Genomic DNA, 18,459 nt, shown 5'->3' with positions numbered 1-18,459 from the left:
GATCGTCTGGTCGCGCTCACCCATTTACCCCGGTGGGGAGCGCCCTCAGCGGCCCGACCGGCGCGAGAGCGAGGGTCGCCGCGGTCCTTGCCGCTGCTCTCGCGGCCTCACCCGTCCGCAGCCGGTAACGGTTGGTTGTTTTGTCCACAATGCCCTGTGCCGAGGCGGTGAGCGACGGGCCGGACAGAGGCGCCGTCACCGTGAGAGGGCTATCCGTTCGCTCAGCGCGCGATCAACACGGGTGCCGTGGATGCGGTCGATACGCGACATCTGTCGACGGACGCCGCACCCACGGTCAGCGAAGCGGCACGCGGACAGACCGCGAACCCGACTCCGAAAGGTCTCTCGGTCCGAAGCTGGCCGCGCCTGACCAACGGCGGCCGGAGTTCTAGGCGGCGGGGTGGCCTTGGCCGTTGCGGGTCGGGCCGGCGGGGCCGCCCGGGCGGCCCCGGTGGGGGTCAGCCCAGCTCGGCGATGTGCAGCTGGATCAGCTCCTCGTCGGCGCCGGCCTCGATGAGCAGGTCGACCGCGACGATGGCGTACCAGTTGTCGGCCATCGCGTGCGCGGCCGCGGCCTCCGCGAGCAGGTCGGGGTCGGACGAGGTGGCGGAGAGCTCGGCCAGGGCATCGGCCCGGGTCAGGCCCGGCCGGTAGCCGCCGGCGTGATCGTCGGCGATGCGGTGCAGCCGGTCGACGGTGGCCTGCCGGTTTTGCGTACGGGTCTCGGGCACCCACCCACCCCATCGCACATGTGTTCGAATCGGGGCCGCGGCTCACCGGGGCAGCTCGGTCAGGCGGCGGCGCAGGTGGGCGAGTTGGGGCTCGCTCAGGCCGAGCGCGATCGCCTGCTCGTAGGCCACTTTCGCCGCGTCCGGCCGGCCGTCGCGGCGGAGCAGCTCGGCGCGCGTGGCGTGCCACCACGGGTAGCCGTCGAGGCCGGTGATGCCGTCGACGAGCGTGAGCCCGGCGGCCGCGCCGTCGCGTTCGGCCACCGCCACCGCGCGGTTGAGGCGCACGACCGGGCTGTCGCGCAGGGCGAGAAGCACGTCGTACCAGGAGATGACGGCGTCCCAGTTGGTCTCGGCGTAGCTGGGCGCGAGCGCGTGACAGGCGGCGATGGCGGCCTGCACCACGTACCCGTCGGGCCGGTCGGGTGTGCGGCGCAGCGCCCGGCCGACCAGCTCGACCCCTTCCTTGATGGCCTCCTGGTCCCACCGCGCGCGGTCCTGGTCGGCGAGCAGCACCTGCGCGCCCGCGCCGTCGAGGCGGGCGCCGCGCCGCGCGTCGTGCAGCAACAGCAGCGCGAGCAGGCCCAGCGCGGTCGGCTCGTCGGGCATCAGCTCGGCGAGCAGGCGGGCCAGCCGCACCGCCTCGCCGGTCAGGGCGACCCGCACGAGGTCGGCGCCGGCGCCGGCCGCGTACCCCTCGTTGAAGATCAGGTAGATGGTGGTGGCTACCCCGGTCAGGCGGGCGGGCAGCTGCTCGGCCGGCGGCACCCGGTAGGGGATGCCCGCCTGCGCGATCTTCTGCTTGGCGCGGGTGAGGCGCTTGGCCATCGTCGCCTCGGGCACCAGCAGGCCGCGCGCGACCTCGGCCGTGGAGAGCCCGCCGAGGGTGCGCAGCGCGAGTGCCACCTGCGCCTCCAGCGACAGCGCCGGATGGCAGCAGGTGAACACCAGCCGCAGCAGGTCGTCGCGGACCACCTCGGGCGGGTCGGCCTCGGGCTCGAAGAACATCGTCGCCTCGGCCTCCTTCCCGGCCCGCCGCGCCTCCCGGCGGATGATGTCGACGGCCCGCCGCTTGGCCGTGACCAGCAGCCAGGCGCGGGGGTTGTCGGGTACGCCGTCGCGCGGCCACGTCTCCAGTGCCCGCACGACGGCGTCCTGCGCCGCGTCTTCGGCGAGGTCGATGCTGCCGGTGACGCGCGCGAGCGTGGCGAGGACGCGGGTGCCCTCCTCGCGGACCAGCCGCGCGACCGCGTCACCGGTCGGCATCCGCGCCCTACTCGCCGAACTCGAGCACCGGCCGCACCTCGACGGCGCCGTCCCAGGCCGCCGGGATCTTCGCGGCGGTCGCCACCGCCTCGTCGAGGTCGGCGCACTCCAGGATGTAGAAGCCGGTCAGGGCCTCCTTCGTCTCCGCGTACGGCCCGTCGGTGGTGACCGCGTCGCCACCCTTGCCGGCGGGCACGCGGACGGTGGTGGCGCTGGTCGTCGGGTACAGCACCTCGCCGCCCCGCAGCACCGCGGCGGCCGCCTCGCCGAACTCGTTGTACTCCTTCGTCACCTCGGCGAACTCCGGCTGGGTCCAGTCGACGTCGTGCGAGTAGATGAGTGCGACGTATTTGGGCATTGCTCGCTCCTCAAGGTCGGTGCCGGCGCCGCTCGCCGGCTTCCACTCTAGGGACGAACGGCCTCCGCCGGTTCTGGACAATCCCGCGGATCATTTTTTCGCGAGCGCCGCCACCAGGGCGCGGAGGGCCGGCTGGTCCAGCGCGGACTCGCGTACCGCGGCGTAGATGGACCGCGACGGCTCGGGGTGGCGGAGGCGGCGGGCGACCACCGACGGGTGGCGGTTGCCCAGCCCGGTCTCCGGCATGAGCGCGACGCCGAGGCCGGCGGCCACGAAGCCCTGCGCGGTCGCGTAGTCGTCGCTCTCCACCGCGACGCCCGGCGTGAACCCGGCGGCCGCGCACGCGTCGCGCACGATCTCGCGGCACGGGCCGGCTGGCCCCTCGCAGTCGACCCACGGCTCGGCGGCGAGGTCGGCCAGGTCGAGCACCCGCTTGGCGGCGAGCGGGTGGCCCTTGGGGAGCACCGCGCGGTACGGGTCGTCGAGCAGGTGGGTGAGGTGGATGCCGGTCCGGGTCCCCGGTCGCACCACGATCGCCAGGTCGGCCTCGCCGCGCTCCACCGCCGGCAGCGGGTCGTCCGGGTCGGACAGGCGCAGGTCGACGGCCACGGCCGGGTGCTCGCGCCGGAAGCGGGCCAGCGCCGCCGGCACGAGCGCGGCGCCGGCGGTGGCGAAGTAGCGCACGACGAGCCGCCCGGTGCGCCCGGCCCGCAGGTCGGCCAGCGCGGTCTCGGCCTCGGCGACCCGCTCGCTGATCGTGCCGGCGGCCTCGGTCAGCAGCCGCCCGGCCGCCGTCGGGCGCACGCCCCGGCCGACCCGCTCCAGCAGCGCCGTGCCGGCCTGCCGCTCCAGCGCGGCGACCTGCTGGCTGACCGCGGACGGGGTGTAGCCGAGGTTGGTGGCGGCGGCGGTGACCGAGCCGCTGGTGACCACGGCGCGGAGGACCTGCATCCGGCGAACGTCGAGCATGTAGCTCAGCTTAACGATAGGTGCCCGAACTTTCACTTGTCCTGATGGATGGTGGGCGGCACGGTGGGGGAGTGGTACGGATCGGCGTGCTCGCCCTGCTCTGGGGCTCGGGCTTCCTGTGGATCAAGGTGGCGCTCAACCACGGGCTGACGCCCGTGCAGATCACCATCACCCGGTGCGTGCTGGGCGCGGCCGTGCTCGTCGGCCTGGCCCTGGTGGCACGGCAGCGCCTTCCGCGCTCGGCCACCGTCTGGCGCCGGCTGGCGGTGGCGGCCCTGTTCTGCAACGCGCTGCCGTTCGCCCTCTTCGCGGTGGGCGAGCGGACGGTCGACTCCGGACTGGCCGGCGTGCTGAACGCGACCACTCCCTTGTGGACACTGCTGATCGGGCTGGCGGCCGGCGTCGAACGCTTCTCGGCGGCCCGCGCGGGTGGGCTGCTGCTCGGCTTCGGCGGCGTGCTGCTCATCTTCGCGCCGTGGCACGTACGGGTCTCCTGGGGCGCCCTGGCGCTGCTGGTCGCCGCCGCGAGCTACGGGGTGGGCTTCGTCTACATGGGACGGTGGCTGACCGGCCGTGACACGGCGCCGATCGCGCTGTCCGCGGCCCAGCTCATCGCCGCGACCGGCTGGAGCGCGGTCGCCCTACCCGTGGCCGGCGCCCCGCACGCCGACGCCACGGGTCTGGCGGCCGTGGCAGTGCTCGGTGTCTTCGGCACCGGTGTCACCTTCTACCTGAGCTACCGCCTCGTCGCCGACGAGGGGGCCACGAGCGCGGCGACGGTCGGCTACCTGCTGCCGGTGGTGTCGGTCGCGCTGGGCGCCGCGGTGCTCGACGAACGGCTGGGCCCGCGCGTCCTGGCGGGCATGGCCGTGGTGCTGCTCGCGGTCTCGCTCACCCGCCTGAGTCACGGCGCAGGATCTCGATCATCGCCTGAGCGGCCGCGAGCTGGTACTCCAAGCTGACGATGCGCACGGCGTCGTTGAGGCGCGCGCCGTCGTCGACGAGCTGCCGCGCCCGGTCGGCCCGCTGGAGGTCGTCTCGGCTGTAGCGCCGGTGGCCGCCGCTCGACCGGTGCGCCGCGAAGAGCCCCGCCGCCTCGGCCGCGCGCAGAAACGCTGGCGTCACGCCGAGCGCCTCCGCCGCCGCCCCCATCGCGAACCCGGGGAAGTCGGCATCACCCAGCCTCGTCGGTCCGGCCATCGCCACCTCCTCCGATGGGCGGTGGCCCGGTCCAAACTGGCCGGGCCACCGGATGACATGAGCGTCAGGACGCCGCCCGCGTGCTCTCGCCGGCGATCATCTTGTGCCCGTCGTGCGATCCGATCGACGAACCGCCGGAGCGGCTGATCTCGATCTTGCGCGGCTTGGCCTGCTCGGCGAGCGGGATGGTCAGCGTCAGCACGCCGTCGCTGTAGTCGGCCTCGATGCTGTCCACCGCGAGGCCGTCGCCCAGGACGAGCTGCCGGCTATACACCCCCGAGGGGCGCTCGGACACCAGGTAGGCCGCGTCCTCGGGATCGCTGCGGCGTCGCTCGGCCCGCACGGTCAGCGTGTTGTTTTCCGCTGAGACGTCGAGCGAGTCGGCGTCGATGCCGGGAAGGTCGAAGCGGACGACGAACCGGTCACCCACCCGCAGGCAGTCCATCGGCATGGGCGCCGGCGTGCGCGCGGCGCCGAGCATCTCGCCGGCGAGCCGGTCGAAGTCACGGAACGGATCGAAACGCAGAAGCATGACCAACACACCTCCAAGAGACTTCGGTGAACCAGGCTTTGATCTGGCCAACGCAAGAATTCTATACCCGTGGTTGCAGATTTCAACCCCACGGGCAGGAGTCGGGGGGACTAGAGACCTGAGGAGTCGGGGTCCGCTCGAGACAGGTTTCCCGGGTTCGCGTCAGCCGCGGACCGCCGCTCCCGCCGGAGACCGCCGCGGCGGGCGGCTCGCAGCGCTCGCCGAAACCCCCCGCCTGCGCTGCCCGGCCCGCGTCGCAAGTCCTGCCCGCGCGACCAGCAGCCCGTTGAGCGCGCCGATCGCCAACCCGGTCAGCAGGCAGAGCGGGATCGCGAGCGCCACCGGCAGGTCGGTGCCGAGGCCGTTGCTGGCGGCCGGGATGACGAGGCCGACCGCGAGCGCGGGCGCGAGGCCGATCGTCGACTCCAGCGACAGGTCGAACTTGCCCGCGATCAGGGCTCCTCAGTGGACCGCGCGACCCGGTCACGCAGCCGCCCGCGGATCTCCTCCGGCGTGTACGCACGGCGGCGCCGCTCGGCCCGCGCGACCGCCACCCCGGTCGCGGCGACTCCGACGAACGCGGCGAGCCCGACTACCTTCCACCAACGCATGCGCCTAGGGTAATGCCGTGCCAAGCCTCGGTCTGGACCAAGCCGTCGACCTGACGCGCACCGGCGACCTGTGGCTGTTTCGCGGCCGCTCGGGGGCCGACCGCGCGATCCAGGTGACCACCAACAGCCCGGTCAACCACGTCGGCATGGCCGTGGTCATCGAAGACATGCCGCCGATGATGTGGCACGCCGAGCTCGGCAAGGCGCTGCCCGACCTGTGGTCCGGCGGCCACCACCGCGGCGTCCAGCTCCACGACCTGCGCGCCGCGGTCCTGGTGTGGGCTCGCCGCTACGGCCAGCGCGCCTGGCTGCGCCAGCTCGAGCCGCCACCCAGCCGCGCGCAGGAAGACGCCGTGCTGCGCACCGTCGCCCGGCTCGACGGCACACCCTTTCCGTCCAGCGCCCATCTGGCCTGGCGCTGGGCCCGCGGCCGGGTGCCGCTCCGCTCCCGCCGCCTCCGGCAGGAGGGCCTGGAGAGCGCTTACTGCGCCGAGGTCGTCGCCGTCACCTACGAGGCCATGGGCCTGCTCCCGGCCGGCCGCGACCCCAACTGGTACGACCCGGGCCGCTTCTGGAGCGGCGACGACCTGGCCCTTTCCGGCGGCTTCGCCCTCGGCACCGAGATCTCCGTCGACATCCCCACCGACTAGCCCGCGGCCATATCGGGGGCATCACCGCCCGTCATGACGTGATAGAGCGGACTTGCCCCCGTCCGCGCCGCCTGCGGACCGTACGCTCCCGCGGCCTCACCCGTCCGCTGCTGGTCGCGGTCACCTCTGTGCCTCCGTGGACGCGCGGCCCGCGCGCGGTGCGGCGTTGTTTGTCCACAATGCCTGTTGCCGAACAGGCGGCGAGATCGCAACAAGGAATTCGTCGCCATGAGTAACCGCCGCCGCCGTGCGCGCGGCCCAAGATTCGAGATCTTGGAGAGTTAGGGCGCCATATCAACCCTAACCGTCCTAGATCTCGAAGTTCTCACCCGGGCCCGCTGACGTTACGTCACTGACGCTGTCATGACGCCGCCCATATGCCGAGCCACATCCCCAAACAGTGGGAAGGTGGGCCGGCGATCCGCCGATCATGACCACCACGGCCAGCCACCCCCAAGCCGCGGCCATCGTGCGAAGCCCGCACACGAGACACTCCGACTCCGAGATGGAGACGGTTGCCGGGAGCTTGGCGTCGTGGCTAGCGGCGCCAGAAGTCGTGGGCGTCGCGGCCGTGGGTGAAGCCGGCCGCCGCGGCCACGTCTACCGCCACGTCGAACTTGTCACCCACGATCCAAGGCAGGTGGGCGTCGCTGCCGAAGGAGATGGCGCGGCCGCCCTCCTCGCGCCACCAGCGGAGCAGGTCGGCGGAGGCCATCGGGCTGCGGGTGTTGACTTCCAGGACGCGGTCGGAGCCGGCCAGGGCGCGGAGCACCGCGCGGTACTCCTCCTCGTAGTCGGCCTCGCGGTAGGGCGGGGCGTCCGCGGGCCAGTAGCGGCGGGGGTAGTCCAGGTGGGCGAGCACCTCGAAGGCGTCGCTGTCTTTGATCATGCGGACCATCTCGGCGAAGTAATGCCGCATCACACCGCCCGTGCCGAGCGTGCCGAAGAGCTTGTCCGGCGCGACCAGCCGGCCTTCGTACGGGATGGCGTGCAGTGAGCCGAGCACGCGCTCGAACGGGCCGCTCGCCAGCACGCGGGCCACGCTCGCCCCGAACAGATGCGCTTCGCCGGCCTCCACGCCGGTGCGGATGCGCAGGTCGGGGTAGCGGCCGCGGCATTCTTCGACGCTCGCCAGGTAGCCGGTGACGTCGATCGGCCGGATCAGTGACCACCAGCCCAGCTGGAGCGCGTCGGCGGCGATGGCGTCGCCGTCGAGCCAGTCGGTGAACTCCAGGTGCTCGGTGAACGCGACCGCGGGCACGCCGAGCGCGACGGCTCGGGCGCACGCCTTATCCATCGAAGACTGTGGACCCGTGTCGAACGACCACTCCGAATGCACGTGGTTGTCGGCGGGCAGCACGCCTCCGAGTCTGCCAGCCAGGGCGGGGATCGCCCAAGATCATGTGACTGAGCTGGCACTCGGGTGCAGGAGTGGGCGGTAGCCGGCGCCGAGGACGGCCACGATCGCCGGCGGAGTGAGCAGCTCGACGCGCGTGTCCGGAGGTGGGCGCAGCCGCGGTTGCCCATCATGAGCCCGCGTGCGGGGTTCGCGATGATCTCGCCCTCGGGCGTCACCCTGTTTCGCAGCGGCATGACCTCTTGATGATCGCAGGTCAGCGCTGTGGCGGCACCCAGCCCGGCGCCGGCGGCGGTGGCGGGGCGAGCCCGGGCACGGCCGTGTACGGGCCGGAGATCGCCTCGATCAGCCGGCTCACCACGACGCCGACCAGGATGGCGAGCGCGGCGGGCAGGTAGAACGTGACCCAGCGCGGGGCATCGTTCTGGATCAGGCCGCTGTTGGCGAAGACCAGCAGCGCCGTGGCGAGGACGGTGCCGGCGATGCCGCCGCGCCCGCCGAAGGCGCTCACGCCGCCGAGCAGGGCCGCGCCGACCGCGATGAGAAGGTTGTCGCCGCCGACCGGTGAGGCGGCGCCGAGGTAGGTCACGAGCACCACACCGCTCAGGCCGGCGAGCAGGCTGGACCCACCGAGGCCGGCCAGCGCGCCCATCAGCTTGGCGCTCCGGAAGCGGACCGGGTCGTCCTGCACCCGGTTGGCGCCGAGTGCCGCGCGGACGGCGGGGATCTGCCACAGCACGCCACCGCCCACCGAGACGGCGACGAAGACCAGCGTCCAGAGGATCGATCTGCCGGTGCCGCCAGGGGTGCCGGCGACGCGCAACGTCTGCCCGTCGAGGAGCGCGAACACGACGGCCTGCGCCACCGCCATGCCGCCGAGCGTCACCGCCCAGGCGGGCGCCGAGGTGAGGCCGGAGACCAGGCCGAGCACGAGGCCGACGACGAGCGCGACGAGCACCGCGACGACGGCCGCCAGCACGGCCGCGACGTCCTCCTGGGTCAGCTTGGCGTAGGTGGCGCCGGTCAGGACGGCGATCGCGCCGACCGCGAGGTTGGGGGTGGCGGTGCGCAGCGACAGGGCGAACGCGGTGGCGAGCAGGCCGGTGGCGCCGAGGGTGTTCCACGGCGAGCCGCCGCGGAAGAGCGTGCCGGTGGCGGCCACCACGGCGGCCGTGACCAGGACCAGGAGCAACAGGATCGCCTCCCAGCCCACGTGCGCGAGGAGCCCTCGGGACCGGGCCGGCGGCCGTGCCGGGGGAGGCGGCGCGAACGGTGCGGCGACGGCGACGGGCGGCTGGGACATCGCTACTCCTTCGGGGGTGGGCCGGACATCCGGCCCCCGAACCTAGCGAGTCGCCACCACCACCGGTGGCCGGGCGGTCAGCGCCAGGGCCACCACCAGCGCGAGGAGCGACTGGACGACCGGCAGGCCGGCGTACAGCTCGACCAGCCCGGCCGTCTCCGCCGCCGTGCCGTCCGGGCCGATAAAGCGGGGCCGGCCGCTGGCCACGTACGCGGTCACGAGGTACACGCTCCAGATGACCAGCGGGGCGAGCGCGGCGAACACGCGGACCCGCACCGGGCGCTCCGGGCCGGGGCGCAGCCAGGCGGCGAGCAGGTCGACGGCGGCGCCGGCGCCGACGAGGCCGAGCACCAGCGCGGTGTTCGCGAAGCCGGTCACCGCGGCGGAGAGGCCGCCGGCGCAGGCGAACAGGATCGTGGCGGCGCCCGGCGGCACCACCCAGCGCCGGGCGAGCGCGAGCAGCGGCACGACCAGCACGAGGTTTGTCACCAGGATCGCGGAGACCAGCTCGGCGGTCCAGGATTCGTCGAGATTGGACAGTCCGAACACGACATCCGAGGCGAGGTACGAGAACGCGTTGGCGTACTGGAGGAAGAGCAGCACCAGCGTGCCGGCGAAGGCGACCGAGAGCACGGCGGGCAGCAGCCGGCGCAGGCCCGGCGCGGGCGGCGCGTCCGTGGCGGCCCAGGCGGCGCGCAGCGGCGTGGTGACGATGACGAGCATGGCGGCGGCCAGGCCGAGGTGGCTGGGGCTGAAGAGGATGTCGATGTCCTGCTCGATGCCGAACGCGGAGTGCCAGGTGAAGTCGGCGATCCCGGCCACCGCGAAGCCGGCCACGGCGAACACCGCCGGCGGGTATCCGGCCGGCAGCGCGGCCAGGTCGGGGCGGCCGGAGCGGAGCGCGCGGCGGCAGGTCCACGCGATCCACGCGGCGGTGGCGACGAAGCCCCAGTAGAAGACCGCGTGCCACGGCGTGAAGAAGGTCTCCAGCTCGGGCACGTTGTTGTGGGCCCAGGCGTCGAGCAGCAGCCCGACCGTGAACCACCCGCTGAGCAGCGCGGTCACCAGGTCGGTGCGGTACGTCGTGTGAGGACGGCTGGGCGCGCCGGCGGCCACGGTCATGCTGAACGTTCTCACATCGGGAAGAGGCCGCCCGACCGCCGGCGGTTCCCGCGGAACTCGGATGCGCGACCGGCGGCCGGCGTTGTACCGTCGCGGCCCGATGGGAGAGCCGGAGTGAACACGCCGCCGCGGGAGCTGCCCGAGGAGCGGCTCGCGTACGCGCTCGCGGCGGGCTGGGGGCTGGCGGCCGGCTCGCTCGTATACCGGCCGGTCGGCTTCGGCAGCCACCACTGGGAGCTCGTCGACGGCGGCGGCACCCGGTGGTTCGTGACGGTGGACGACCTGCACACCAAGCGGGCCGCGCCGGGCGAGCCACTGGACCGGGCGTACGCGCGGCTCCGCGCCTCACTCGCCACCGCGGTCGCGTTGCGCGCGCACGGGCTGGACTTCGTGGTCGCGCCGGTGGCCACAGTGGAGGGTGCACCGCTGTCGCGGGTGGACAGCCGGTTTTCCGTGGCGCTCTACGAGTTCGTCGACGGGCAGAGTTTCGGGTGGGGGGAGTTCGGGGCGGTCGGGCACCGCCAGTCGGTACTCGAAATGGTGGTGGCTCTTCACGGCGCGCCGCCGGCGGCGGGTGAGGTGGCGGCGGTGGACGACCTGCGCGTGCCCGGCCGTGCCGACCTGGAGGCGGCGCTGGCGGGTGACGTGCCCGACGGCGGCCCGTACGCGCGGCCGATGCGCGACCTGCTGGCCGCGCGCCCGCACCGGGTGCGCGACATGCTCGCGCGCTACGACGCGCTGGCCGCCGAGGCCGACCCGGCGCGGGCGGTGCTCACCCACGGCGAGCCGCACCCGGGCAACACGATCCGCACGCCGCGCGGGTGGCGGCTGATCGACTGGGACACGGTGCTGCGCGCGGCGCCCGAACGCGACCTGTGGCACCTCGACCCGGGCGACGGGTCGATCCTGGCCGCGTACGCGGAGGCGACCGGCGTGGTGCCGCGGCCGCGCATGGTCGAGCTCTTCCGGCTGCGGTGGGAGGTGGCCGACCTGGCCGCGGCGGCGAGCCGCTTTCGGGCGCCGCACGCGGGCGACGCGGACGACGACGCCACGTGGGAGATCCTGGCCGCGCAGGCGGGTGCCGCGCCGTAGCCCGAACCTACGGGTCCATTTCGAGGTCGGCGCGCACGCCGAGCAGGCGCACCGGTCGGTCCAGGCGAAACTTCTCCAGCACCGTGAGCGCGGCCCGTTCGATGACGTCGAGGTCGGTCGTAGCGCCGTCGCGCAGCTTCATCTCCCGGGTCGGGGTGTAGAACGACGCGAACCGCACCTTCACCGCCACGTGCGTGACCCGCCGCCCGTCGGCCACCACGTCGGCGCCGAGCTCGCGGGCGAGCGCCGCCACGTTGCCGGCGATCTGGTCGGGGTCGGTGAGGTCGCGCGGAAACGTGGTCTCCCGGCTGCGCGAGCGGGCCACCCACGGCTCGGTCACGACCTCGGTGTCGCCGCCGCCCCGCGCGATCACGCGCAACCAGGTGGCGATCCGCGGCCCGAACCGCGCGAGCAGCGGCTCCGGGTCGGCGGCGGCCAGGTCGGCGACGGTGTGCAGGCCCAGCTCGGTGAGTTTCTTCGCGGTCTTCGGGCCGACGCCCCACAGCTCGGCGGCCGGGCGCTCGCCCATCACCGCCATCCAGTTGGCGGACGTCAGCTGGAAGACGCCGCCCGGCTTGCCGAAGCGCGCCGCGATCTTGGCGGTGTTCTTGTTGTCGCCCACGCCGATGGCGCAGGTCAGGCCGGTGGCGTCGAAGACGGCTTTCTGGAGCTCGGCGGCGAGCGCCAGCGGGTCGTCCACCTCGGCGCCGACGAACGCCTCGTCCCAGCCGTACACCTCGACCCGCACCGGGAAGCCGCGCAGCGCCGCCATCACCCGCGCGGACGCCGCCTCGTACGCGGGCGGGTCGGAGGGGAGGAAGACCGCGTCGGGGCAGCGGCGGGCCGCCGCGCGCAACGGCATGCCGGAGTGGACGCCGTGTGCCCGCGCCTCGTAGGACGCGGTCGCGACGACCTGCCGCGGCTGGGTGGGGTCGCCGCCGCCACCGACGACCACCGGGCGACCGCGCAGCTCCGGGCGGCGCAACAGCTCGACCGCCGCCACGAACTGGTCGAGGTCGACGTGCAACAGCCACCAACGTGCCGACACATGGTCACGATACGGCGGTTCATTCCCGTCGTCGGACGATCGGGGCTAGCCTGCACAGGTCCAGTCCTCCTTCGCATTGGAGCGAACGATGGCTTCTCGGCTCAACCCGTACATCAACTTCGACGGCACCGCGCGGCAGGCGCTGGAGTTCTACAAGGACGTCTTCGGCGGCGAGCTGCGGATCAACACGTTCGGCGAGTTCGGCGGCGACGCGGCCGTCGCCGACAAGATCATGCACGGCCAGCTGGAGACCCCGCGCGGGTTCACGCTGATGGCCGCCGACACCACGCCCGAGTGGCAGGTCGACGCCGGCAACAACATCACGATCAGCGTCAGCGGCGACGACGGTGACGACCTGCACGGGTACTGGAACAAGCTCTCCGACGGCGGCACGATCACCATGCCGATGGAAAAGCAGGTGTGGGGCGACGAGTTCGGCCAGTGCATCGACAAGTTCGGCATCTCCTGGCTCGTCAACATCACCGCGTCACAGGGCTGAGGTTAGGTGTTCTCACCGCTCGGCTTCGGCGGCGGGCCGCTCGGCGGGCTGTTCGCGCCGTTGGACGACGAGACGGCCGCCGGTGCGCTCGCCGCCGCGTGGGAGGGCGGTGTCCGCTACTTCGACACCGCCCCGCACTACGGCATCGGCCACTCCGAGCGGCGGATCGGCGCGTTCCTGCGCGGCTGCCCGCCCGGGGAGTTCACCGTCTCCACCAAGGTCGGGCGGCTGCTGGTGCCGCAGGATCCGGCGGGGCGCCAGGACGACGACTTCGCGGTGCCGGCCACCCACCGCCGGGTCTGGGACTTCAGCCGCGACGGCGTGCGGCGCAGCCTCGAAGAGTCGCTCGGCCGGATGGGCCTCGACCGCGTCGATGTGCTGTACCTGCACGACGCCGAGTCCCACTTCGACGAGGCGCTCCGTGACGGCTATCCGGCGCTGGCCGAGCTGCGTGCCGAGGGTGTGGTGCGCGCGATCGGCGCCGGCATGCACGACACCGCGAAGCTGACCACGCTGGTCCGCGAGACCGACGTCGACGTGGTCATGCTGGCCGGGCGGTACACGCTGCTCGACCAGTCCGCCCTCGACACCCTGCTGCCGGCCTGCGCCGAGCGCGGGGTGTCGCTGCTCGCCGCCGCCATCTTCAACTCCGGTGTACTCGCCACGCCGCGGCCGGCCGAGGGCGCGCGCTTCGACTACTCGCCGGCGTCAGCCGACCTGCTGCGGCGGGCCAACCTCATCGCCGACGTCTGCGAGGCGCACGGGGTGACGCTGCCCCAGGCGGCGATGGCGTTTCCGCTGACCCATCCGTCGGTGGCCGGGGTCGTGGTGGGCATGCGCTCGGCCGACGAGGTGCGGCACAACCTCGCGTCGTTCGCCGCGCCGGTGCCGCCGGCCGTCTGGTCCGACCTGCGCGCCGCGGGCCTGATCGACGCCCGCTGAGGGGCAGAGCCAGGGGAGGGCATGTGGAGCGTCGGCTCGTCGTCGTGCACGGGGAGGAAGGCTACTCGGACGTGGCGTCCACCGCCGGAGGGTGAACGCCACGTCCGTCAAGCCGCGTCAGCGGGCCGGTGGCGACACCGGCGGGGTCGTGGGTGGGGGCGGGTCGATCGCGATGCCCGACTGTGCGAACGGGCCGAAGTTGTCCGAGCTGTCCCACGCGCGCACTCGCACGATGTACGTCCCGAAGCCGCGGTACGGCACGTATGCGGTGGTGCCGCTGGTCTTGGTGATCAGCGCGCCGTTGAGGTAGACCTCGTACCCGGTCAGGAAGGTCTCGTCCGTCGCGGGGTCCCACCGCACGACGAGGTTGTTCTGGTGCAGGGTGCCGGTGATGCGCAGGTTGGCGGGAGCGGTCGGCGGTGTCGTGTCCGGCAGCCGTCCGAAGTGGTACGGCAGGAACGGCGAGAGGTTGCCGGCCGCGTCCACCGCGCGGATCCCGTAGGTCGTGACCATCGGCGGCGGGACCGGCGTCGTCCAGCTCGGTGTGGTCGTGGTGGCCACCTGGGTGGTGCGGTGGAAGATCTGGTAGCCGACCACGCCGGTGTCGTCAGTGGACGGGTCCCAGGTGAGCGTGAGCAGGCTGCTGCCGGTGACGCGGATGTTCGTGGGGGCGGAGGGTGGGGTCACGTCGGCGGCGGGCGGCTGGCCGGAGCAGGGTGCGCCGTTGACCGTGCAGCCCTGCGGCTCGCCGCTGCCCCGCGCCATCCAGCCGAAGCTCGTCGAGGCGCCGGCGGCGAGCGTGCCGTTCCACGCCTCGTTGGTGAAGACGTACCGGTCGCCGGAGCGGGTCAGGCGGGCGCTCCAGTGCGACCAGACCGTGGTGCCGGCCGGCAGGTCGAACTCGACCCGCCAGGAGGTGATCGCGCTGCCGGTGTTGTTGAGGACGGTCATCTTGCCGATGTAGCCGGTGGACCACTGGCTTTCCTTGGCGAACGTCGCGGTCGCCGCGTGTGCCGGTGCGGGCAGGACGGTGATCGCTCCCAGACCCACGACGACCGCCGCGGCGAGGCCGGCGATCCGGGAGAGGGGAGCGGTGGAGAGTCTCATGTCGATGAATCGTAGAGATGCTTATCGATCGACGGCATCGTCCGTGCGGGGCGCTCGAGCGGAAGTAGAGCCGATGCCCGAATCCTCGACGGCCTGGAGCGGTTGCTGGCGCACGAGCTAGACCAGCAGTAGCAGGTAGGCGGCGGTCAGCACGTCGAGCACGCCGCACCACTCGGCGTACGAGCGGGCCACCGCCCGGTCGAGCTTGAGGTGGACGAAGTCCCACACGCCGTGGAGTAACCAGCCCGCCGCCACGAGGTAGAGCCCGAGGTCGGTGTCGACGGCCAGCGCGACAAGCGCGAGAGCGCCGAAGCCGATCATGCCCAGCGCCTGGACGCGTACGGTGGCGGGGCGTGGCACGTGCCCGATGACGCTCCACGCGAGGGCCGCCGCCGCGAGCGGCACCGCCACCGCGACCACCGGCACGTCGAGGACGCGCAGCACGACGCTCAGCGGGAACACCGCGATCAGCACGGGCCAGGAGAGGCCGCGCCGGCCGGAGCGGGCCACGACCAGGTAGATCCAGGGCAGGAACAGCAGCGTCTCGCCGAGGCCGGTCACCTGGTCGGCCACGTCGCCGCCCAGGGTCACCACGGCCGTCAGGACGCCCAGCGCCGTCGGCCACCGCCGGCCCAGGGCGCGGATCATCCGGTGTCGCGGAACCGGGATCGTCGCGGCGGTCATCGGGCCAGCTCCGCGTGCTCGCGGCCGTGCGTGTACTCGGCGCGGCGGCGGAGCATGACGGCGAGCATGAGCGGCAGCATCGCGATGTGCATGACCATCATCAGCGCGTGGCCGGACATCAGGCCGGCGAGCGTGAATGGCGCGAGGAGCACCACCGGCGCGAACATGACGGCGACCATCTCCAGCGTGCCGGGCCAGCCGTGGCCCCGGTAGCGCATCCAGACGACCATGCCGACCGACATGTCGAAGGCCATCAGCAGGGCGGCGAGCTCGGGCTGCGTCGCGCTGGAGAGCTCGACGTCAAGCAGCCCCAGGAGGCCGGCGCGGGCCAGGCCCAGCACGAGCATGCCGGCGGCCATCGCGATGATCATTTCGACGTAGTGCCAGAGGAAGCGTTTCATCGGAGCGACTCCTTCAGATACTGGTACCCCGTGGGGGTATATCTCCTGCCGTCCATACTGGAGCACATCGGCCGCCCGGTCCAGTGGCTTCTCCGCACGTGATCTCATGACACTTGTCATGTCGCCCAGCTGCGACAATGGCCGCGTGGTGGACGGGACGGGGTTGGTGAGCCTCCGCCGGTACACGTGGTGGACGCTGGCCGCCGCGGTCGTGACCGCGCTCGTCCTCTTCGCCGGGGCGTGGCTCGTGGCGGCGGGCACGCCGGCCTGGGCGCGACTCGCCGGCGGTGCCGCGCTGGGCGTGGCGGTCGCCGCGAGCGTGGTGCTGCTCCACCGCCGCCTGGCCGCGACACCCGCCCCGGTGCCGCGCGGCTGGCTGGCCGCCGGGGGAGCGGGCGCGGCGCTGCTGGGCGCGGTCGAGCTCGGCTTCGGCGAGTACGGCCGCTGGGTCGTCGCCCCCGCGGTCATGATGGCGATCGGCGCGATGTTCCTGCCCCCGCGCGGCCAGTGGTGGCTGATGGCCGGGGCGGCCGCCGCCGCGGCGGTACCCGGATGGGTGGTGTCCTGGGCGACCGGCGACGGCGGCACGCTCTACGCGGCGCTCTTCCCCGCGGGCCTGGTGCTCTTCAGCGGGTGGACGGTGCTCGGGCCGCTGTGGGCGTGGGACGTGGCCGGCCGGCTGCACGCGGCGCGGCGGCTCGAAGCCGAGCTGGCGGTCAAGGACGAGCGGCTCCGCTTCGCCGCCGACCTGCACGACGTCCAGGGCCACCACCTCCAGGTCATCGCGCTGAAGAGCGAGCTCGCCGCCCGCCTCGCCGAGGCCGACCCGGCCCGCGCCGCCGGCGAGATGCGCGACGTGCGGCGGATCGCGGCCGACGCGCTGCGCGAGACGCGGGCGCTGGTGCAGGGCTATCGCCGTACGACGCTGGAGGAGGAGATCTCCAATGCCACCCGGGTGCTCGCCGCCGCCGACATCGACGCGCGGATGGACCTCGCGCCCGCGCCCGGCCTCTCCGCCGCCGGCCGCCACCTGCTGGGGCTGGTGATGCGCGAGGCCACGACCAACGTGCTGCGGCACAGCCGGGCGGCACGCGCCGACGTGGAGTACCGCGTGGACGGCGACCGCGCGCGGCTCAGCGTGCGCAACGACGGCGCGGTGGCGCCCGCCGGGAAGGCGTCCGGCCTCGCGGCCCTCGCCGACCGGCTGGCCGCGGCCGGCGGCGACCTGACCTGGCGGCACGAGGGCGACCGCTTCGAGGTGGCGGCGACACTGCCGGTGGGTGCGCCGTGATCCGCCTGCTGCTCGCCGACGACGAAGACCTGCTGCGCGGCGCGCTGGCCGCACTGCTCGGCCTGGAAGACGACATCGAGGTGGTCGCGGAGGCGTCCACCTCCACCGACGCGGTGCGGCTGGCCGCCGAGCACCGGCCGGACATCGCGGTACTCGACCTGGAGATGCCGCCCACCGACGGCCTGCGCGCCGCCGAGGAGATCCGGGCCGCGCTGCCCACCCGGATCGTGCTGGTCACCCGCCACGCCCGGCCGGCCGTGCTGCGGCGGGCACTCGCCGCGGGGGTGAGCGGCTTCGTGCCGAAGACCACCGAGGCCACCCGCCTCGCCGAGATCATCCGCGACGTCGCGGCCGGCCGGCGCTACGTCGACCCGGAGATCGCCGCCTCCGCCCTCACCGAAGACGCCTGCCCGCTCAGCGAACGCGAGCTTGAGGTCCTCCGCGCCTCCCGTACGGGCGCGTCGGTGCGGGAGATCGCCGCCCAGGTGCACCTCGCCCCCGGCACCGTCCGCAACTACCTCTCGTCGGCCATGACCAAGCTCGGCGCCAGCTCCCGCCACGCCGCCGCCCACCACGCCTGGCAACAAGGCTGGATCTAGACCCTTTCACAGCGATTTGCCCCTTCCGCGTCAGCACTAGACACCTTGCGGAGTCAGGGGTTCTCCTCGAACCAGGTCTCCCGGGTCCGGGTCAGCGGCGGACCGTTGCTCCCGCCGGAGACCGCTGCGGCCGGCGGCTCGCGGGGCTCGCCGAAACCCCCGGCCTCCGCTGCCAGGTCCGCGCCGCCAGCCCACGTCCCCGGGTTCGCGGCCGATGGCCTGTCGACTTCGGCGCTGTGGACGGAGCTGCTGTGCTCCCGCGGCCTCACCCGTCCGCCGTTGGTCGCGCTCACCCCTGCGCGCAACCGGCCGGCAGGAAAAGGGGGGCGGGGTGACGGGGCTCGCGCCAGGCGGTGGTCCACGTTTGTCCACAATGCCCGTTCTCGGATCGGCGATCCGGGAATGCAATGGGGTTGTCGTCGCTGCGTGTAACCGCCACGAGGGTGTGAGCGGCGCGAGGTTCGAGATCTAGGAGAGTTTGGGCGCTATTTCAACCCTAAGTCTGCTAGATCTCGAAGTCTGGCCCGTTTGGCTGGTTACGTTGCGTCAGGATGGGCGTCAGGTGGGGCCGTATAGACCCGTTCGGGCTTGTCCCGCGGAGCCGGCAGTGGACGGCCGGGGGGTTCGGCGAGCGCTGCGAGCCGCCGGCCGGGAGCGGTGCCCGCGGGAGCATACGGTCCGCAGCTGACGCGGACGTGGG

Annotated in this window: 21 protein-coding genes; 7 read left to right on the top strand and 14 right to left on the bottom strand. The window is 73.3% G+C overall.

Annotated elements, in window-relative coordinates; all coding sequences use genetic code 11:
* Window positions 1-458 precede the first annotated feature (458 nt).
* From AC5L36_RS28975 to AC5L36_RS28960, 4 genes are all read right to left on the bottom strand, one after another.
* The gene (locus AC5L36_RS28975; protein WP_441224721.1) at window positions 459-731 is read right to left on the bottom strand and encodes a hypothetical protein; all 273 of its coding nucleotides are present in this window, start codon (window positions 729-731) and stop codon (window positions 459-461) included.
* A 42-nt stretch (window positions 732-773) separates the two neighbouring features.
* Window positions 774-1,994, bottom strand: a complete 1,221-nt coding sequence (locus tag AC5L36_RS28970; protein WP_441224719.1) for an RNA polymerase sigma factor — start codon at window positions 1,992-1,994, stop codon at window positions 774-776.
* 7 nt (window positions 1,995-2,001) lie between these two features.
* Window positions 2,002-2,352, bottom strand: a complete 351-nt coding sequence (locus AC5L36_RS28965) for a YciI family protein (protein ID WP_441224717.1) — start codon at window positions 2,350-2,352, stop codon at window positions 2,002-2,004.
* Between the two features lie 90 nt (window positions 2,353-2,442).
* On the bottom strand, window positions 2,443-3,321 hold the full coding sequence (locus AC5L36_RS28960) for a LysR family transcriptional regulator (protein ID WP_441224716.1): 879 nt from the start codon (window positions 3,319-3,321) through the stop codon (window positions 2,443-2,445).
* A 44-nt stretch (window positions 3,322-3,365) separates the two neighbouring features.
* Here AC5L36_RS28960 and AC5L36_RS28955 point away from each other — a divergent pair, with 44 nt between their 5' ends.
* The gene (locus AC5L36_RS28955; RefSeq protein WP_441224714.1) at window positions 3,366-4,283 is read left to right on the top strand and encodes a DMT family transporter; all 918 of its coding nucleotides are present in this window, start codon (window positions 3,366-3,368) and stop codon (window positions 4,281-4,283) included.
* Here the strand turns inward: AC5L36_RS28955 and AC5L36_RS28950 are convergent.
* The 3 genes from AC5L36_RS28950 to AC5L36_RS28940 all read right to left on the bottom strand — a co-directional run bounded on the left by AC5L36_RS28950 (window position 4,213) and on the right by AC5L36_RS28940 (window position 5,664).
* A complete protein-coding gene (locus AC5L36_RS28950; protein WP_441224712.1) occupies window positions 4,213-4,521 on the bottom strand; it encodes a MerR family transcriptional regulator in 309 nt (102 codons plus the stop codon). The two genes, AC5L36_RS28955 and AC5L36_RS28950, sit on opposite strands and share 71 nt — an antisense overlap.
* Window positions 4,522-4,585: 64 nt before the next feature.
* Window positions 4,586-5,053: an Hsp20/alpha crystallin family protein gene (locus AC5L36_RS28945; protein ID WP_441224710.1), complete on the bottom strand. Its 468-nt coding sequence runs from the start codon at window positions 5,051-5,053 to the stop codon at window positions 4,586-4,588.
* 452 nt (window positions 5,054-5,505) lie between these two features.
* The gene (locus AC5L36_RS28940; protein WP_441224708.1) at window positions 5,506-5,664 is read right to left on the bottom strand and encodes a hypothetical protein; all 159 of its coding nucleotides are present in this window, start codon (window positions 5,662-5,664) and stop codon (window positions 5,506-5,508) included.
* 17 nt (window positions 5,665-5,681) lie between these two features.
* On the opposite strand from AC5L36_RS28940, the gene AC5L36_RS28935 reads away from it, so the two are divergent.
* A complete protein-coding gene (locus AC5L36_RS28935) occupies window positions 5,682-6,314 on the top strand; it encodes a P-loop NTPase family protein (protein WP_441224707.1) in 633 nt (210 codons plus the stop codon).
* 538 nt (window positions 6,315-6,852) lie between these two features.
* Here the strand turns inward: AC5L36_RS28935 and AC5L36_RS28930 are convergent.
* From AC5L36_RS28930 to AC5L36_RS28920, 3 genes are all read right to left on the bottom strand, one after another.
* Window positions 6,853-7,674 carry a PHP domain-containing protein gene (locus AC5L36_RS28930; RefSeq protein WP_441224705.1) on the bottom strand — a complete coding sequence of 274 codons (822 nt, stop codon included), beginning with the start codon at window positions 7,672-7,674 and terminating at the stop codon, window positions 6,853-6,855.
* A 253-nt stretch (window positions 7,675-7,927) separates the two neighbouring features.
* Window positions 7,928-8,974 (bottom strand): hypothetical protein, encoded by a 1,047-nt coding sequence (locus AC5L36_RS28925; protein ID WP_441224704.1) that lies wholly within the window; start codon window positions 8,972-8,974, stop codon window positions 7,928-7,930.
* A 42-nt stretch (window positions 8,975-9,016) separates the two neighbouring features.
* A complete protein-coding gene (locus AC5L36_RS28920) occupies window positions 9,017-10,096 on the bottom strand; it encodes a hypothetical protein (protein WP_441224702.1) in 1,080 nt (359 codons plus the stop codon).
* Between the two features lie 114 nt (window positions 10,097-10,210).
* Between AC5L36_RS28920 and AC5L36_RS28915 the strand changes: the two genes are divergently transcribed.
* A complete protein-coding gene (locus AC5L36_RS28915; protein WP_441224700.1) occupies window positions 10,211-11,188 on the top strand; it encodes a phosphotransferase family protein in 978 nt (325 codons plus the stop codon).
* Between the two features lie 7 nt (window positions 11,189-11,195).
* Here the strand turns inward: AC5L36_RS28915 and AC5L36_RS28910 are convergent, their stop codons facing one another.
* Window positions 11,196-12,236, bottom strand: a complete 1,041-nt coding sequence (locus AC5L36_RS28910) for a DNA polymerase IV (RefSeq protein ID WP_441224698.1) — start codon at window positions 12,234-12,236, stop codon at window positions 11,196-11,198.
* Window positions 12,237-12,324: 88 nt separating this feature from the next.
* On the opposite strand from AC5L36_RS28910, the gene AC5L36_RS28905 reads away from it, so the two are divergent.
* Together AC5L36_RS28905 and AC5L36_RS28900 are read left to right on the top strand one after the other, a co-directional pair.
* Entirely contained in the window at window positions 12,325-12,735 is a 411-nt protein-coding gene (locus tag AC5L36_RS28905; protein ID WP_441224697.1) for a VOC family protein, read from the top strand.
* Between the two features lie 6 nt (window positions 12,736-12,741).
* Window positions 12,742-13,677, top strand: a complete 936-nt coding sequence (locus AC5L36_RS28900; protein ID WP_441224695.1) for an aldo/keto reductase — start codon at window positions 12,742-12,744, stop codon at window positions 13,675-13,677.
* 117 nt (window positions 13,678-13,794) lie between these two features.
* On the opposite strand, the gene AC5L36_RS28895 is transcribed toward AC5L36_RS28900, so the two are convergent.
* From AC5L36_RS28895 to AC5L36_RS28885, 3 genes are all read right to left on the bottom strand, one after another.
* Window positions 13,795-14,784, bottom strand: a complete 990-nt coding sequence (locus AC5L36_RS28895; protein ID WP_441224693.1) for a cellulose binding domain-containing protein — start codon at window positions 14,782-14,784, stop codon at window positions 13,795-13,797.
* A 117-nt stretch (window positions 14,785-14,901) separates the two neighbouring features.
* On the bottom strand, window positions 14,902-15,468 hold the full coding sequence (locus AC5L36_RS28890) for a hypothetical protein (RefSeq protein ID WP_441224692.1): 567 nt from the start codon (window positions 15,466-15,468) through the stop codon (window positions 14,902-14,904).
* A complete protein-coding gene (locus AC5L36_RS28885; protein ID WP_441224690.1) occupies window positions 15,465-15,869 on the bottom strand; it encodes a hypothetical protein in 405 nt (134 codons plus the stop codon). Before AC5L36_RS28885 ends, AC5L36_RS28890 begins: the two co-directional genes overlap by 4 nt.
* A gap of 145 nt (window positions 15,870-16,014) precedes the next feature.
* Between AC5L36_RS28885 and AC5L36_RS28880 the strand changes: the two genes are divergently transcribed.
* Together AC5L36_RS28880 and AC5L36_RS28875 are read left to right on the top strand one after the other, a co-directional pair.
* Window positions 16,015-17,160: a sensor histidine kinase gene (locus AC5L36_RS28880; protein ID WP_441224688.1), complete on the top strand. Its 1,146-nt coding sequence runs from the start codon at window positions 16,015-16,017 to the stop codon at window positions 17,158-17,160.
* A complete protein-coding gene (locus tag AC5L36_RS28875; protein ID WP_441224686.1) occupies window positions 17,157-17,759 on the top strand; it encodes a response regulator transcription factor in 603 nt (200 codons plus the stop codon). The genes AC5L36_RS28880 and AC5L36_RS28875 overlap by 4 nt, the downstream gene beginning before the upstream one ends.
* Window positions 17,760-18,459: the final 700 nt, after the last annotated feature.

This window comes from Phytohabitans sp. LZ39, assembly GCF_059359075.1.
Note: the sequence above shows the minus strand (reverse complement) of the source record. Positions and strands in the feature narration are given on the sequence as shown.